This window comes from Asanoa siamensis (genome assembly GCF_016862555.1).
Lineage (GTDB): Bacteria > Actinomycetota > Actinomycetes > Mycobacteriales > Micromonosporaceae > Asanoa > Asanoa siamensis.
In genome coordinates this window covers 81,363-96,566 of the sequence record NZ_BONE01000014.1, presented here as the reverse complement: position 1 = coordinate 96,566, position 15,204 = coordinate 81,363, and the positions used below count along the sequence as shown (strand labels likewise).

11 protein-coding genes are annotated in these 15,204 nt (G+C 74.3%); 3 read left to right on the top strand and 8 right to left on the bottom strand.

The features are described from left to right. Positions 1 to 79 precede the first annotated feature (79 nt). The 5 genes from Asi02nite_RS11695 to Asi02nite_RS11675 all read right to left on the bottom strand — a co-directional run bounded on the left by Asi02nite_RS11695 (position 80) and on the right by Asi02nite_RS11675 (position 5,246). Positions 80 to 826, bottom strand: a complete 747-nt coding sequence (locus Asi02nite_RS11695) for an SDR family NAD(P)-dependent oxidoreductase (protein WP_203712449.1) — start codon at positions 824 to 826, stop codon at positions 80 to 82. After that, positions 823 to 2,157: an MFS transporter gene (locus Asi02nite_RS11690; RefSeq protein ID WP_203712448.1), complete on the bottom strand. Its 1,335-nt coding sequence runs from the start codon at positions 2,155 to 2,157 to the stop codon at positions 823 to 825. The genes Asi02nite_RS11695 and Asi02nite_RS11690 overlap by 4 nt, the downstream gene beginning before the upstream one ends. After that, positions 2,154 to 3,242, bottom strand: coding sequence for an Ldh family oxidoreductase (locus Asi02nite_RS11685; RefSeq protein ID WP_203712447.1), 1,089 nt, complete (start codon positions 3,240 to 3,242; stop codon positions 2,154 to 2,156). The genes Asi02nite_RS11690 and Asi02nite_RS11685 overlap by 4 nt, the downstream gene beginning before the upstream one ends. A 76-nt stretch (positions 3,243 to 3,318) precedes the next feature. Continuing rightward, on the bottom strand, positions 3,319 to 4,068 hold the full coding sequence (locus tag Asi02nite_RS11680; protein WP_203712446.1) for an IclR family transcriptional regulator: 750 nt from the start codon (positions 4,066 to 4,068) through the stop codon (positions 3,319 to 3,321). Positions 4,069 to 4,073: 5 nt separating this feature from the next. Continuing rightward, positions 4,074 to 5,246, bottom strand: coding sequence for an erythromycin esterase family protein (locus tag Asi02nite_RS11675; RefSeq protein ID WP_203712445.1), 1,173 nt, complete (start codon positions 5,244 to 5,246; stop codon positions 4,074 to 4,076). A gap of 116 nt (positions 5,247 to 5,362) precedes the next feature. Here Asi02nite_RS11675 and Asi02nite_RS11670 point away from each other — a divergent pair, with 116 nt between their 5' ends. Then, positions 5,363 to 8,770, top strand: coding sequence for a phosphodiester glycosidase family protein (locus Asi02nite_RS11670; RefSeq protein ID WP_203712444.1), 3,408 nt, complete (start codon positions 5,363 to 5,365; stop codon positions 8,768 to 8,770). Here the strand turns inward: Asi02nite_RS11670 and Asi02nite_RS42295 are convergent. Then, positions 8,763 to 9,233 carry an Lrp/AsnC family transcriptional regulator gene (locus Asi02nite_RS42295; RefSeq protein ID WP_203712442.1) on the bottom strand — a complete coding sequence of 157 codons (471 nt, stop codon included), beginning with the start codon at positions 9,231 to 9,233 and terminating at the stop codon, positions 8,763 to 8,765. The two genes, Asi02nite_RS11670 and Asi02nite_RS42295, sit on opposite strands and share 8 nt — an antisense overlap. A gap of 112 nt (positions 9,234 to 9,345) precedes the next feature. Between Asi02nite_RS42295 and Asi02nite_RS11660 the strand changes: the two genes are divergently transcribed. Further along, a complete protein-coding gene (locus Asi02nite_RS11660; RefSeq protein ID WP_203712440.1) occupies positions 9,346 to 10,572 on the top strand; it encodes an APC family permease in 1,227 nt (408 codons plus the stop codon). 57 nt (positions 10,573 to 10,629) lie between these two features. After that, positions 10,630 to 11,670, top strand: coding sequence for a LacI family DNA-binding transcriptional regulator (locus tag Asi02nite_RS11655; protein ID WP_239126652.1), 1,041 nt, complete (start codon positions 10,630 to 10,632; stop codon positions 11,668 to 11,670). Here Asi02nite_RS11655 and Asi02nite_RS11650 read toward each other — a convergent pair. Together Asi02nite_RS11650 and Asi02nite_RS11645 are read right to left on the bottom strand one after the other, a co-directional pair. Beyond that, positions 11,647 to 12,681, bottom strand: a complete 1,035-nt coding sequence (locus tag Asi02nite_RS11650; protein WP_239126651.1) for a substrate-binding domain-containing protein — start codon at positions 12,679 to 12,681, stop codon at positions 11,647 to 11,649. The two genes, Asi02nite_RS11655 and Asi02nite_RS11650, sit on opposite strands and share 24 nt — an antisense overlap. 11 nt (positions 12,682 to 12,692) lie before the next feature. Next, positions 12,693 to 15,071 carry a glycoside hydrolase family 3 N-terminal domain-containing protein gene (locus tag Asi02nite_RS11645; RefSeq protein WP_239126650.1) on the bottom strand — a complete coding sequence of 793 codons (2,379 nt, stop codon included), beginning with the start codon at positions 15,069 to 15,071 and terminating at the stop codon, positions 12,693 to 12,695. Positions 15,072 to 15,204: the final 133 nt, after the last annotated feature.

The following is a 15,204-nucleotide window of genomic DNA, read 5'->3' as shown; positions in this document are numbered from 1 at the left end:
CCGTCGCGACCCCGATCTCGAGAACGGACAGCCGTCGGAAGCATCGTATCGATGCATGTTTTAGTCGTGTGGCCTGTTGTCAGTAGCGGATGTGTTTGCCGCCGTCGACTATGAGGGTTTCGCCTGTCACGTTGTCCATTCCCAGGAGGCCCAGGACCGCTTGGGCTACGTGTTGGGGTGTGGCTATCGCGCCCAGGGGGATGTGTTGTTCCTCCGTCGCGCGGCGGATCGCGAAGTCCGCCGCCCCGTGGAGGTTTGTCTGCCAGCGCGTGTTGACCGTGCCGGGGGCCACCGCGTTGACCCGGACCTCCGGGGCCAGCGCGGCGGCCAGGTTGCGCGTCAGCTGGAGCAGCGCCGCCTTGCTCACGCCGTAGGCGATCGAGGAGCCGCCCGCCCGGTACGCCGAGATGGAGCTGACGTTGACCACCGCGCCTCCGGAGGCCCGCAGAACAGGGGCCAGGGCGCGGGTGCAGCGGAACGCGCCCAGGACGTTGACGTCGAGGATCTCGTGCCACATCGCGTCCGTCAGGGCGTCCAGGTCGGCGTGCTCTACCGCGTGCGTGACCGCCGCGTTGTTCACCAGGATGTCCACCCGCCCCAACTCGCCGACGACCCGGTCGGCCATCCGGCGCACCTGCTTGTCGTCGGCTACGTCGAGCGGCACCACCAGCGCGCCGAGCGACGCGGCTGTCGCCTTCGCCTCCGGGGCCGAGCGGGCGTACGTGATCGCGACCGAGGCGCCGGGCGCCGTGAGCGCCTCGGCGACGGCGCGGCCGATGCCCGTGCCGCCGCCGGTGACCACCGCGACCGCGCCCGACAGGTTCACGGCGTCCTCGCCGTCTCCGGGCGGTCCGCGACCAGCGTCGACTGGTCGTGGTGCAGTGCCGCGATGTCGATCGTGCGGGTCTCCCGGGCGAACACGAAGGCGATCAGCGACACCACCGCCGTCGCGATGATCCAGACGGAGACCAACCACGGTGTGCCGTCGCCCGCGCGCAGCAGGGCGGCCGCGACCAGCGGCGAGAAGCCCGCGATGGCCGCGCCGATCTCGCGGGAGGCCGCGAAGCCCGTGTAGCGCACGCCCGCGCCGAAGAGCTCCGCGTAGAACGCCGGCTGCACCGCGATCATCGGCGCGAAGCCGATGCCGCCCGCCAGGGCCAGGGCGAGCCAGATGAGGGCCGGCTCCGCCGTGTTCACCATCCAGAAGAACGGGAACGCGAACGCCGCCGTGAACAGCACGCTGAAGATGTTGAGGGGCTTGCGGCCGATCCGGTCCGACAGGGCGCCGTAGAACGGCTGGCTCGCCGTCACCACCACGCCCATGATGATCACGCCGGTCAGGGCCGTGGAGCGGCTCAGGCCCAACTCGTCGGTCACGTACGCGACGACGAAGGTGGCGAAGATGTAGACGATCGCCGTGTCGCAGATGTGCGCGCCGATGCCGACCAGGAAGCTGCGCGGGTAGCGGCGCAGCGTGTCCATCACCGGCGTGCGGACCACCGTACGGGTGCGCTCCATCTCCCGGAACACGGGCGACTCCGTGACCCGCAGCCGCACGTACAACGTCACGAAAATCATCAGGAAGCTGGCCAGGAACGGAATGCGCCAGCCCCAGGCCTCGAGGTCACGGTCGGGGAGCAGGCCCACGAGCAGGAACGCGACCGTACCCATGATCAGTCCGATCTGGACACCGGTCTGGGCGAAGGACGCGTAGTAGCCGCGCCGGCCCGCCGGGGCGTGCTCGGCCAGCAGCGTCGACGCGCCGCCGAACTCGGCGCCGGCGCCCAGGCCCTGGCAGATCCGCAGCAGTACCAACAGGATCGGGGCCAGCATGCCGACCTGGTCGAAGGTGGGCAACAGGCCGATCAGGCCCGTGCCGATGCCCATCACCAGCGTCGTGACGATCAGCGTCGCCCGCCGGCCGATCCGGTCGCCGAGGCGGCCGAAGAAGAACCCACCGACCGGGCGGAACAGGAACGCGACGCCGAACGTGGCGAACGCGACCAGCGTGCCGACCGCGGGCTCGGCGTCCGGGAAGAACAGGTCGTCGAAGACGAGCGCGGCGGCCGTGCCGTAGATGAAGAAGTCGTACCACTCCAGGGCGGTGCCGACGAGCGAGCCGGTGACCACCCGGCGCAACTCGGTCCGGTCGGTCATCGTGCGCTCCTCTCGACAGACGGGCCGCCGGGCAGGTCGGCCAGCGCCCGCCAGGTCGCGGCCGCCAGCGGAATGCCGTCGCGGGCCCGGGCGGCCCGGGTGGTCGCCTCCTTCTCGCCCGGCGCCAGTACCGGATCCGCGCCGGCCCGCGACGTGTCGGCCAGCAGGCGGCAGAACTGCTCGGTGCGCTCCCGGAACTCGGGTACGGGCAGGAAGCGGGCGATGTCCACGGCGACGAACACGGTGCCGTTCGTCGCGTCGTACCCGGGCAGGCTGGAGATGCCCGCCCCCGACAGCAGCCCGCCGAAGATCTCGATCATCACGCTCAGCGCGTACCCCTTGTGCCCGCCGAAGGGCAGCAGCGCGCCGCCGGCGTAGAAGTCGCCGGGCTCGGTCGACGGCGCGCCGTCGGCGCCGACCAGCAGGCCCGACGGGACCTGTTCGCCGCGCACCACCGACAGCGCCAGCTTGCCCTCGGCCACGGCCGAGGTCGCGAAGTCGGTCACCACCGGCGGCCGGCCCGCGGCCCGCGGCGCCCCCCAGGCCAGCGGGTTCGTGCCGAGCCGGCGTTCCCGGCCACCGTGCGGTGTCACGGTCGGATCGGCGTTGCACAGCGCGATGCCGACCGCGTCGGCGGTCGCGATCCGTTCCACGTACTCGCCGAGCCGGCCGACGTGGTTGGCGTTGCCGACCGCGACCACGGCGCAGCCCTGCTGGCCGGCCAGGTCGAGCGCGGTGTCCACGGCGGCGTGCGCGGCGAGTTGCCCGAAGCCGCGCCGGCCGTCGACTCTGGCCGTCGCGCCGGCGTGCGCGGTGACCGCCGGGCGGGCGGCGGGTTTCAGGTGGCCGGCCCGCACGGCCGCGAGATAGGGGACCAGCCGCCGGACCCCGTGCGAGTCGTGCCCGGCCAGGTCGGCGTCCACAAGGGAGCGTGCGACCGTGGTGGCGATCTCGGCCGGTGCCCCGGCCCGCCCGAGGATCGCGGTCGCGACCCGCGTCAGGTCGGCCCCGGAGATCACGTGGGCGTCCCCGATCGATGGGGCAGGGGTGGCCGACCAGGCGAGGCCGTTGTCGTCGTCGCTCATCCGTCGCCTCCGTTCCGTCTGACGGAATGGCGTTCCACTAGATGTGCATGTATCTATGTACCGCGATTCGCGGACGTCAAACCCGCGGTGCGCCCAACGCCCGCGACACCGCGGCCGCCGCCTCGACGACCTGGGGACCGAGCCGGTCGTATCCGCCGGTCAGGTCGTGGGTGAGCGCCACCGCGCTGATCCCGCCGATCACCGCGCCCGTGTGGTCGCGGACCGGCGCGCCGCAGGCGCCGACCCCCGCCTCGTTCTCCTCGTGGTCCTCGGCCCAGCCGCGCCGCCGCGTGCGACCGATCTCGGCGAGCAGGTCGGGCAGGGCGGTGATGGTGCGGGGCGTCCGGGCCGGCAACCCGGTGCGCCCGGCCACCTCGGCGACCTCCGCGTCGGTCAACCCGGCCAGGATCGCCTTGCCGATCGAGGTGCTGTGCAGGTGCAGGCTCATCCCCACCCGGGAGGCGAGCCGGTACGGCCTACCGGCGTCCAGCTTCGCCACGTAGACCGCCTCGTCGCCGGCCCGCAGCGCCAGGTGCACGGTGTGCCCCGTGCCGACCCGGAGCGCGTCGAGTTGCGGATGCACCCGTCCGCCCAGGTCGACCGCGTGCATCACCCGCCCGGCGAGCGCGACCAGCCGCGGCCCGCAGGCGTACCCGCCGTCACCGGTCGGTTGGGCCAGCCCCCGCTCGACCATGACCTGCAGGATCCGGTGGACGGTCGCCTTCGGCAGCCCGGTCGCTCGCGCGATGTCGGCCAGCCGGCCGTGCTCCACCAGCGCCTCGAGCACGTCGAACGACTTGTCGGCGGCGCCGGCCCGGTCGGTCACAACCGTCAATGTACGGCGGGCACGTGCAGCACCGCGTCGCTGGTCGCGATCAGCTCGGCGTCCAGCGGGAAGTAGCCCTGCTCAGGGGTCATGTCGGCGCGGCCGGTCAAGGCGCGGCCGGCGAGCGTCGCGTGCAGCCCGGGCCGGTCGAACAGGGTCGGGCCGTCGGCCGCCTCGCTCAACGCCGCCTCGGCCGTGCCCGCCGGGGCCGCGCCCAGCCCGAGCGCCGCGCTCGCGCCCAGGCTGCCCGCGATGACCGCGTACCGGAGGCCCAGCAGGGCCGACACGATCGAGCCGGCGCCGGACCAGGACAAGTCCATGCCGCCCAGTTGCCAGGTGCTCGGCGGGCGCTGCAGGTGCCGGTTGTTCGCGAAGACCAGCGTCGGCCCGCGGTGGCGTTCGTGGGCGCGGATGTCGAGCAGGTTCTGCGCCATCCAGGCGTCGCGGACGCCGAGCAGCCGCGAGGTGCGGACCGCCTGTGGGGCCGGCGCGGCGGCCTCCGCGTGGTAGCCGAGCACCCGGGCCGCGACGTCCGCGTGCAGTGCGGCCCGCCGCCACCGCGCCGGCGACGACGAGGCCACCAGCCGGGGCGCGTTGGCGTAGAGCGCCGTGCGGAGGTCGTCGGCGACGGCCCGGAGCCGCAGGGCCTCCGGCGACCTGCCGACCGACCGCGAGTGGTCCATGATCGCGGCGAAGTCGGTCCACCGGTCGTCGGCGCCGACCAGGCCGTCAAGGTCGGCCGGTGGGTCGACGAGATCGCCCAGGTACGCCAGCACGTGGGCCAGGTAACGGCGCGGGCTCGGCGCGCTGGTCATCTCGAGCGGCGCGTCGAACCCGTGGAACGTGAGCCGCTCGGCGGCGGGACGACCGCTGTTGTAGGCGCGCATCCAGCTGACCAGCTCGGGGTTGCCGGGCAGCGGGCCGAAGCCGTGGCTGAACCCGGCGGCCAGGGCCTCGTCCAGCGTGCCGGCATCACCTTGGACGTACGCGTCGACCGTGAGGGCCGCGAGCCGGTCGGACTCGACGGCGATCGAGCGGAAGCCCGCCTCCACCAGCTCCGCGAAGATCTCGTTGCGCAGCAGCGCGAACGCCGGCTCGCCGTGCGTCGGCTCGCCCAGCGCGAGCAGGTCGCTGCCCGCGGCGGGACCGGCCAGGAACTCCCGGACGCGTACGGTCATGCGTCCGCACGTTACCGGCCGTGGCTGGAAGGGGACCGGCGCGGCGCACGTGAAGTTTTCCTTCACTTAGACAACCGTCTCTTGAAAATTCCTCCAGCTTCCGGTTGGCTCGCCGCATGGGTTCCCGTCGATCCGCGCGGCGTGCCGCGCCCGTGCTGCTGCCCTTGCTGGCCGTGCTGCTCGCGGGCGGCCCCGCCGTCGCCGCGCCCGTCGGCCAGGTCGACAGCGCCGCCGCGTCGTCCTACCCGGCACCGTCCACGCGGATCACCGCCACCGCCGCGGACGCCTCGATCGAGACCGACCGGCGCACCCGGCCGGTCGCCCCCGGACTCGAGTTGACCTCGTTCGACCGGCTGGACGCCAACGGCTGGATCCGGGCCGACGCGCTCACGGCGGATCTCGCGGGCGAGGGCCTCTCCGTCGACTACGTCAACACGGGTGCGGTGGCCCGCACCGCGCCGCTGCGCGGTGTCGTCGACCAGGCCGGCGCGGTCGCGGCCGTCAACGGCGACTTCTTCGACATCAATCAGTCAGGTGCCGCGCAGGGGATCGGCGTGCGCGGGGGCGACCTCGTGCAGTCGCCGGTCGGCGGCCACCCGGACGGCGTCGCGATCGGGCCTGACGGGATCGGTCGCGTGGTGCAGTTCTACTTCGCGGGCACCGCGACGCTGCCGAGCGGGCCGGTCACGCTGACCCAGTTCAACAACCTCGTGCAGGCCGGCGGCGTCGGCGTGTTCACGGCGCTGTGGGGCGACTACGACCGGGCGCGGGCGGTGGCCGGCGCGAGCCGGGTCACCGAGGTCGCGCTGGCGGGCGGCCGGGTCGTCACGGTGGGCGCGGCGCCCGGCCAGGGCCCGATCCCGGCCGGCACCACGATCCTGCTCGGCCGGGACGCCGGCGCCGACGCGCTGGCCGGGCTGCGGCCCGGTGATCCCGTCGAGGTGACCCACCGCGCCCGGGCGTCCGACGACCGGGCGGTCAAGGCCGCGATCGGCGGCAACCGGGTGCTGGTCAAGGCGGGCGTGCCGCAGGACATCGGCGACGTGACACCGGAACCGCGTACCGCGGTTGGGTTCGACGCCGGCGGCACGAAAATGATCATGCTGACCGTCGACGGGCGGCAGGCCGACAGCCGCGGCGTGACACTGACCGAGCTCGGCCGGTTGATGGCCTCGCTCGGCGCCCACGACGCGCTCAACCTCGACGGCGGCGGGTCGTCGACGCTGGTGGCCCGCGAGCCGGGCGCGCCGGCCGTGCGGGTGGAGAACGCGCCCTCCGACGGCTCGGAACGGCCGGTGCCCAACGGGCTGGCCGTCTACGCGCCGACGGGGAGCGGGCGGCTGACCGCGTACTGGGTGAAGACCGCGATCGACCCCGCCGGCGCGCCCGGCATCGGGCCGGTCCGCGGCGGGCGCCCGGACCGGGTCTTCCCGGGCCTGACCCGGCGGCTGGCCGCGGCCGGCTACGACGAGACCTACGGCCCCGCCGCCGGCGCGCCGACCTGGCGGTCCACCAGGATCCTGAACGGCACCGTGTCGAGCACCGGTGTGTTCCGCGGTCTGCTTCCGGGCACGGCGAAGGTCTCCGCGAGCCGCGGCGAGGCCCGCGGCGAGATCGACCTGGTCGTGCTCGGCCCACTGTCCAGGGTGGACGCGACCGCCGACAAGGTGGCCCTGGACGGGGCCGGCGCGACCGGATCGTTCGGCGTGGTCGGCTACGACGGCGAGGGCAACGGCGCGCCGATCGAGACCGGTGACGTCCGGCTCGCGTACGACCGGTCGCTGGTCGAGGTCACGCCCGGCGCCGACGGCTTCTTCACGGTCAAGGCGCTCGCGAGCAGCGGCGCGGGCACGATCACGGCAACCGTCAGCGGCCGGCGCACGGTGGTGCCGGTGACGATCGGGCTCACCGACGTGTCGGTCGCGACGTTCGACGACGCCGCGGCGTGGACGTTCAGCGCCGCGCGGGCCACCGGCTCGGTCGCGCCGGCGCCGGGCCACACCGGTGGCGGGTTGCGGATGGCGTACGACTTCGGCCAGTCGACCGGCACGCGGGCCGCCTACGCCGACCCACCACAGTGGATCCCGGTGGACGGGCAGCCGCAGGCGTTCGGCATGTGGATCCACGGCAACGGCCGGGGCGAGTGGCCGAGCCTGCACCTGCACGACGCCCTCGACCAGCAGCACGTGCTGCGCGGGCCTTACGTCACCTGGACCGGCTGGCGGTACGTCGAGATGGCGGTGCCGCCGGGCGTGCAGTACCCGGTGCGGATCCGGCGGTTCTACGTCGCGGAGACCGACCCGGCCGAGGCCTACCAGACCGACATCGTCATCGACGACATCGTGGCCCGGGTCGCGCCGCCGGTCGACGTGCCGCCCGAGCCGCCGCGCACCGACCGGGTCGTGCTCCGCGACGGCACCGTGGACGGGGCGCCGTGGCGGCTGGCGGTGCTGTCGGACGCGCAGTTCGTCGCGGCCGACCCCGACAGCACGCAGGTCGAGCGGGCCCGCCGGACCCTGCGCGAGATCCGCGCGGCCGCGCCCGACTTCCTGGTGATCAACGGTGACCTGGTCGACACGGCGCTGCCGGCGGACTTCGCGCTGGCCAAGCGGATCCTCGACGAGGAGTTGGGCGGCGCGCTGCCGTACTACTACGTGCCGGGCAACCACGAGATCATGGGCGCCCCGATCTCGAACTTCCAGGCGGTGTTCGGGCCGACGTCGCGGGTGTTCGACCACCGGGGCACCCGGATGATCACGCTCGACACCAGCGCGGGATCCCTGCGCGGCAGCGGCTTCGCGCAGATCCTGGCGCTGCGGGCCGCGCTGGACGAGGCTGCGGCGGACCCGCGGGTCGGCTCGGTCGCGGTGTTCGCGCACCACCCGCCGCGCGATCCGACGCCGGCCAAGGCGAGCCAACTCGGCGACCGGAAGGAGGCCGCGCTGGTCGAGCGCTGGCTGGGCGAGTTCCAGCATCGCACCGGCAAGGGCGCGGCGTTCGTCGGCGCGCACGTCGGCACGTTCCACGCGGACCGGGTGGACGGCGTGCCGTACCTGATCAACGGCAACAGCGGCAAGGAGCCGTCGACCGCGCCGCACCTCGGTGGCTTCACCGGCTGGACGATGCTCGGCGTCGACCCGGTCACGCCGGCCGAGGCCGCGCTGGCCCGGCTGAACCCGTTCGCCGAGGGTCCACGCTGGATCGCGGCGGAGGTCAACCCCCACGTCGACGCCGTGACCCTGACGGCGCCGGCCACGGTGGGGATCGGCGCACCCGCGGCCGTGACCGCGACACTGACCCAGCCCGGGGGCCGGATCGTGCCGGTCGCACCGCCGGTGACGGCCCAGTGGTCGGGCGGCGCGGGCCTGCACGTCGGGTCGGCGGCGGGCATCCGGCCGGGCGACCGCGCCTGGTTCGACCCGGGCACGGGGCGGCTGACGGCGTTGCGGGCGGGTGGCACCGTCACGCTGACCCTGACCGTCAACGGCGTGAAGGCCGGCGCGGAGGTCGCCCTGGTCAGGTGAGCTGGGCGAGCGGGAGGGGGCCGCGGGTCTTGACCGTGCGGATCGCGAACGTGCTGTGGGCGTCGACGATCGACGGGATGCTGAGGATCTGGTCGATCAGGAGATGCTCGTACGCGGCCAGGTTGGCGACCGCGGCCTCCACCAGGATGTCGGCGCGGCCCGAGATGACGTGGCAGGCCACGATCTCCGGGATCGCGGTGAGCGCCGCCTCGAGGCGGGCGGCGTTCTCGCGCGAGTGGCGGTCGACCCGCAGCTCGACGAAGACCGTGAGGTCCAGGCCGAGCCTGGCCCGGTCGAGCTCCGCCCGGTAGCCGGCGACCAGGCCGTCCTGCTCCAGCGCCCGGACCCGGCGGAGGCAGGCCGACGGTGACAGGTTGACCTCCTCGGCGAGGTCGACGTTGGCGATCCGGCCGTCCGCCTGGAGCCGGGCCAGGATCGCCCGGTCGGTGCTGTCGTAAGGCATGGGCAGATAATGCGGTCGAGCGCCATCTGCGCGCAACATAGTTGCGTCACAGCGCGCGAAGCCGCGCACATTTGCCATCGTGTGCGGCCGCCGCGCTGCCAGACTGCGTGCCATGACCAGCGACATCGGCACCGCCCGGGGCAGCGCCCTCTACATCGGCGCGTTGCTCGGCCCCGGCCTCCTGCTGCTGCCCGGGCTCGCCGCGAGCCAGGCCGGCCCGGCGTCCGTCGTCGCCTGGGCCCTGCTGCTCGGCGCCTCCGCGCTGTTCGCCGTCGTGTTCGCCGCGCTCGGCGTGCGGCACCCGTCCGCCGGCGGCGTGTGGGGCTACGCGACCGCCGGTCTCGGTCGCCGCGCGGGGCGGGCGGTCGGCTGGTGCTTCCTGGCCGGCGTGATCGGCGGGGCGCCGATCGTCAGCGTGATCGGCGGCAACTACGTGGCCGAGCTGACGGGCGGCGGCGTCCGCGTCGCCGCGACCACGGCCGCGCTCCTGCTCGCCGGGTCGGTCGCCGTAGTGGCCCGCGGCGTACGCACCTCCACGACCGTCCAGTTCGGACTCGTGACGCTGCTGCTGGTGATCGTGGTCGGCGCGGTGGCCGGCGCCGCCCCGGCGAGCGACGCCGCCAACTGGACGCCATTCGCGCCGCACGGCTGGTCGGCGATCGGAACGGCGGCCGCGACGCTGATGCTCGCCTTCGTCGGCTGGGAGGCGATCGCGCCGCTGACGGCCCGGCTCACGCGGCCGGGACGGGTCATCGCGATCGCGTTCGGCGTGACCGCCGTCATCTACCTGGCGCTGGGCATCGTGACCGTCGCGGCGCTCGGCGACCGGGCCGGCACCGAGGTGCCGCTGGCCGCGCTGCTCACGATCGGGTTCGGCGACACGGGCACGGCCGTCGCCGCGCTCGGGGCCGTGGTGCTCACGGTCGGCGCGATCCTCGCCTACCTCGCCGGCGCCGCGAGCCTCGCCCGCGCGCTGCGACCCCCGCGAGCGGAAGCCCGGGCCGAGGCGCTGCCGCGCTGGCTCGGCGGTGCGGTCCTGCTCTCCGGCGTCGTGCTGATCGGGCCGCTCGCCACCGGCCGCATCGACCTGGCCACCCTGGTCAACGTCCCGACGACCTTCTTCCTCGTGGTCTACCTCGGCTGCACGGCGGCCGGCTGGCGCCTGCTGACCGGCGTGCCACGGATCTGCGCCGGCATCGCCTGCCTCGCGGTCGCGGTGGTGCTGGCCTTCTGCGGCCCGACCCTCGTACCCGCGGCCGTGGTCGTCCTGGCAGCCACCCTCGGACGCCGCGAAAGGCCCCGCGAGCTTGCCCTAACGGCCGGTCGACACGGCGCTTGACCTCGGACTAACCTCCGCACCGGGGATTCGAAAGTTTTCGAAGGTGTGGGGGGAAGAGTGCCGGCGGAGGTCGGAGGGCGGGCCACGCTCGCCATGGTGGCAGAGGCGTGCGGCGTGTCGCTGCCGACCGTCTCCAAGGTGCTCAACGGTCGCGCCGACGTCGCCAGCGCCACCCGGGCCAAGGTCGAGGAGGCGCTGCGGGCGCACAACTACCGACCGCCGGGGGCGCGGACCCGGGGCACGTCGGCCCCGACCCGCAGCATCGAGCTCGTCTTCGACGACATCATCAGCCCGTACGCGACCGAGGTGCTGCACGGCGTCACCGACGGCGGCGACGAGCTCGGCGTCGACGTGGTGGTCCGCCGCCTGCCGACGCTGACCGACAACCCGCCGCGGACCGAGGCCGCCTGGGCCCGCCGGCTCACCGAGGCCGGCCGCAAGGGGCTCATCGTGGTCACCTCCGAGCTGACCTCGCGCCAGCTCGCGGCGTTCGACCGCGCCGGGCTCTCGCTCGTGGTGATCGACCCGGTCAACCTGCCCCGCACCGACGTGGTCAGCGTCGGCGCGACCAACTGGAGCGGCGGTCTCGAGGCCACCGACCACCTGATCCGGCTCGGCCACCGGCGGATCGCGTTCATCGGCGGCCCGGCGGCCTCCTCACCGAGCCGGGCCCGGCTGCACGGCTACCGGGCCGCGCTGGAGAACGCCGGCATCCGCCCCGACCCGGCCCTGATCCGCAACGGCTCGTTCGACTTCGCGTCGGGGCTCACGCTCGGCGGCGACCTGCTCGGCGTAGAAGATCCGCCCACGGCGGTGTTCGCGGCCAGCGACCCGACCGCGGTGGGGGTCTTCGCCGCGGCACAGGCGCTCGGCCGGCAGGTGCCGCACGACGTCAGCATCGTCGGTTTCGACGACACCTACCTCACGGTGATGTCGACGCCGGCGCTCACCTCGGTGCGCCAGCCACTGCGCGAGATGGGCCGGGTGGCCCTGCGTACGCTGCTGCGCCTGATCGCCGGCGAGAAGCTCGACTCGCACCATGTGGAACTCGCGACGACTCTGGTCGTCAGGGAGTCAACCGCCGCACCGCGGCCCTGACGTCGACCCGCGGATTATCAGCTCCGTGGCCAGTTCGACGTGGTGCGAGTCCAGCTTCTCGCCCGCCGCCAGGCGCAGCGCGGTGCGCAGCGCGACGCCGCCCATCTCCCGCAGCGGCTGCCGCACCGTGGTCAGTGGGGGTGAGGCCAGCCGGGCCACCTCGGTGTCGTCGAAGCCGACCACGCTCAGGTCGTCGGGCACCCGCAGCCCGCGGGCCCGGGCCGCCTCGATCACGCCGGCCGCGGTCTCGTCACTGCCGGCGAACACGGCCGTCGGCGGCACCGGCAGGTCGAGCAGCGCCGCGCCACCGTCGAGACCGTCGCGGTAGCGGAAGTCGCCGGTGCGCTGGTACTCGTCGGGCACCGCGACGCCCGCCGCCTCCAGCGCGGCCCGGTAGCCGTGCATCCGGGCCTGGTTGCAGGCGGACCGCGTGGACCCGCCGACGTAGCCGATCCGCCGGTGGCCGAGCGCGAGCAGGTGCTGCGCCGCGGCCATCCCGCCGGCGAAGTTGGTCGAGCCCACGCTGGTGACCTCGTTGCGCTGCAGGTTGAGCGGGTCGATCACCACGAGCGGCAACTGGGCGCGGGTCAGCCCCGCCAGGTCGGCGGAGGTCAGCTCGTCGACGACGGCGATCACCGCCCGCCGGCCGGCGGCGGCCAGGTCCCGCGCCCAGCCGCGCGGGCGGCTCGGCGCGGGCCGCGGCCGGGTGGTGATCGCGACCGCCACCCCCGCCTCGCCGCCCGCCTCGAGCACGCCCTGGATGATCTCGGTCGAGTACGCGTTGAGCGAGCCGCTGAACATCAGCTCGATGCGCGCGGTGGCCGGACCGCCGTGGCCCGCCGGTGACCGCCGCCCGATGTAGTCGTGCTGCTCCAGCAGCGACTCCACCAGCGCGCGGGTCTCCGGGCCCACGTCGGCGCGCCCGTTGACCACCTTGGACACGGTGGTCACCGAGACGCCGGCCGACGCGGCCACCGTCGCCAGCGTCGCGCGCCGGATCTTGGGCGGCACGGACCCTCCTTTCAGCACAGACCGCTGGGGTCGACCGTCACGGGAGTGTCGAGGCGCCGGTCGTGCCCGACGACGCGGGTCGGGCCGACGAGCCGTACCGTACCGCGCAGCGGCAGGTCGGCCGCGGACGTGCCGACCAGCACCTCGATGTCGCCGGCCTCGACGATCCGGCGCAGGTCGCGACCGGTGAACGCGGTGCGGTCGGCGTGCACCGCGAAGCGCACGTCGGCGGTCGCGCCGGGCGCGAGGTCGACGCGGGCGAACCCGACGAGCTGCTTGACCGGCCGGACCACCTGGGCGACCACGTCGTGCAGGTAGAGCTGGACGACCTCGGTGCCGGCCCGGTCACCGGTGTTGCGGACCCGGGCACTCACCACGAACTCGCCGTCGGTCGGCACCTCCGCCGCGGAGAGCGCGAGGTCGGAGACCGCGAAGGTGGTGTACGACCGGCCGTGCCCGAACGGGAACAGCGGAGCCGGGTCGAGGCTGCTGATGTCGGTGTTCTCGGCACCCAGCGGCGGCTGCAGGTAGGTGCCCGGCTGGGCGCCCGGCGCGCGCGGGATCTGCACCGGCAGCTTGCCGCTGGGCTGCACCCGGCCGGAGAGCACGCCGGCGATCGCCGCGCCGCCCTCCTCGCCCGGCATGAACGCCTGCACCAGCGCGGCAGCCCGGCCGTGCAGGTCACCGAGCGCGTACGGCCGGCCGGAGACCACGACCACGACCACCGGGGTGCCCGTGGCCATCAGCTCCGCGAGCAGGTCGGCCTGCACACCCGGCAGCCGCAGGTCGGGGGCGTCGCAGCCCTCGCCGGAGGTGCCGTGGGCGAACAGCCCCGCGATGTCGCCGACGAACGCGACGCACACGTCCGCGGCCCGGGCCGCCGCGATCGCGGCCGCGAAGCCGGATCGGTCGTCGCCCTGGATCTCGCAGCCCGGCTCGAACGAGACGTCCGCCGCGGGCAGCTCGGCGCGCAGCGCGTCGAGCGCGGTGGGCACGTCGACGCCCAGGCCCAGCCCCGGGTGCCGGGGCAGCACGTGGTTGGGGAACGCGTAGCAGCCCATGAAGGTACGGGGCTGCGCCGCGCACGGCCCGACCACCGCGACCCGCCCGGCGCCGGCCAGCGGCAGCGCGCTGCCCGGGTCGAGCAGCACGATCGACCGCTCGGCGATCTCCCGGGCCAGCGCGCGGTTGGCGGGCGAGTCGAGGTCGACGGTCGCGGCGCCGGCCACCGAGCCCTCCGGCGTCCACCCGGGATCGAGCAGGCCGAGCTCGGCCTTCTGGGTGAGCACGCGGCGGGCGGCCCGGTCGACCAGCGCCTCGGACACCTCGCCGGCGCGGACCTTGGCGAGCAGCGCCGCGCCGTACCCGATGGTGTCGGGCAGCTCGACGTCGATGCCGGCGGCCACCGCCAGCGCGCCCGCGTCCGCGTCGTCGGCGGCGATCCGGTGCATCGAGGCGAGGAAGGGCACCGCCCAGTAGTCGGAGACCACCGTGCCGGTGAAGCCCCAGTCGTCGCGGAGGACGTCGGAGAGCAGCCAGTGGTCGGCGCCGGCGGGCATGCCGTCGACGTCGGCGTACGAGTTCATCACCGACCCGGCGGCGGCGGTGGCCACGGCCGTCTCGAACGGCGGCAGGAGCACGTCGATCAGCTCGCGGCGGCCCATCGAGACGGGCCCGTGGTTGCGCGCGCCGCGAGAGGCGGAGTAGCCGGCGAAGTGCTTGAGCGTGGCGATCACGCCGGCGCTCTGCAGGCCGCGCACGTAGGCGGCGCCGAGCATCGAGACCAGGTACGGGTCCTCGCCCATCGTCTCCTCGACCCGGCCCCACCGGTAGTCCCGGACGACGTCGAGCACGGGGGAGAGTCCCTGGTGGACGCCGACGGCGGCCATGTCGCGGCCGATCGCGGCGGCCATCCGCTCGACCAGGTCGGGCGAGAACGTCGCGCCCCAGGCGATCGCGGCCGGGTAGACCGTGGCGCCGTAGGTGGTGAAGCCGGTGAGGCACTCCTCGTGGGCCAGGGCCGGGATGCGCAGCCGGTGCGCGTCGAGCACGACGTGGTGCTGCCGCACGAGCTCGGCCGCGCCCTCCGCCGCGGTGACCGGCGCGCTGCCGAACACCCGGGTGAGGTGGCCGAGGCCGTGCCGGCTCGCCTGGTCGAGCGGCAGGTCGCCGGCCGAGAAGACGTCCTGCATCGGCGCCATGTTGTGGTCGGTGTCGAAGATCGGCTCGGCGTCCGGCTCGTGCATGTCCTTGCGGAGCCACCGGCTGCCGAGCTGGGCGATCTTCTCTTCCAGCGTCATGGCCGCGAGGAGCGCCTCGACCCGCTCGGCGACCGGACTGCCGGTGTCGTGCCAGGGCTGCGTCGCGATCTGCGCGGGCTGGGTCGTCACGGTGGTGCCTCCTTCGCGCAAGATGGCGGTACAGCTTCGAAACTTTCGACGTTCGCGGAGCGTGGAACGTGCCGACGCGCCTTGCGCTGGGCTTACTTTCGCCGATCAGAACGGCGGCTTCAAGCCCTTGACA

Excerpts from the sequence above, each read along its gene's own strand:
- Asi02nite_RS11690 (WP_203712448.1), bottom strand. The coding sequence starts at position 2,157 with ATGACCGACCGGACCGAGTTGCGCCGGGTGGTCACCGGCTCGCTCGTC.
- Asi02nite_RS11675 (WP_203712445.1), bottom strand. The coding sequence starts at position 5,246 with ATGACCGTACGCGTCCGGGAGTTCCTGGCCGGTCCCGCCGCGGGCAGC.
- Asi02nite_RS11660 (WP_203712440.1), top strand. The coding sequence starts at position 9,346 with ATGACCAGCGACATCGGCACCGCCCGGGGCAGCGCCCTCTACATCGGC.
- Asi02nite_RS11685 (WP_203712447.1), bottom strand. The coding sequence starts at position 3,242 with ATGAGCGACGACGACAACGGCCTCGCCTGGTCGGCCACCCCTGCCCCA.
- Asi02nite_RS42295 (WP_203712442.1), bottom strand. The coding sequence starts at position 9,233 with ATGCCTTACGACAGCACCGACCGGGCGATCCTGGCCCGGCTCCAGGCG.
- Asi02nite_RS11670 (WP_203712444.1), top strand. The coding sequence starts at position 5,363 with ATGGGTTCCCGTCGATCCGCGCGGCGTGCCGCGCCCGTGCTGCTGCCC.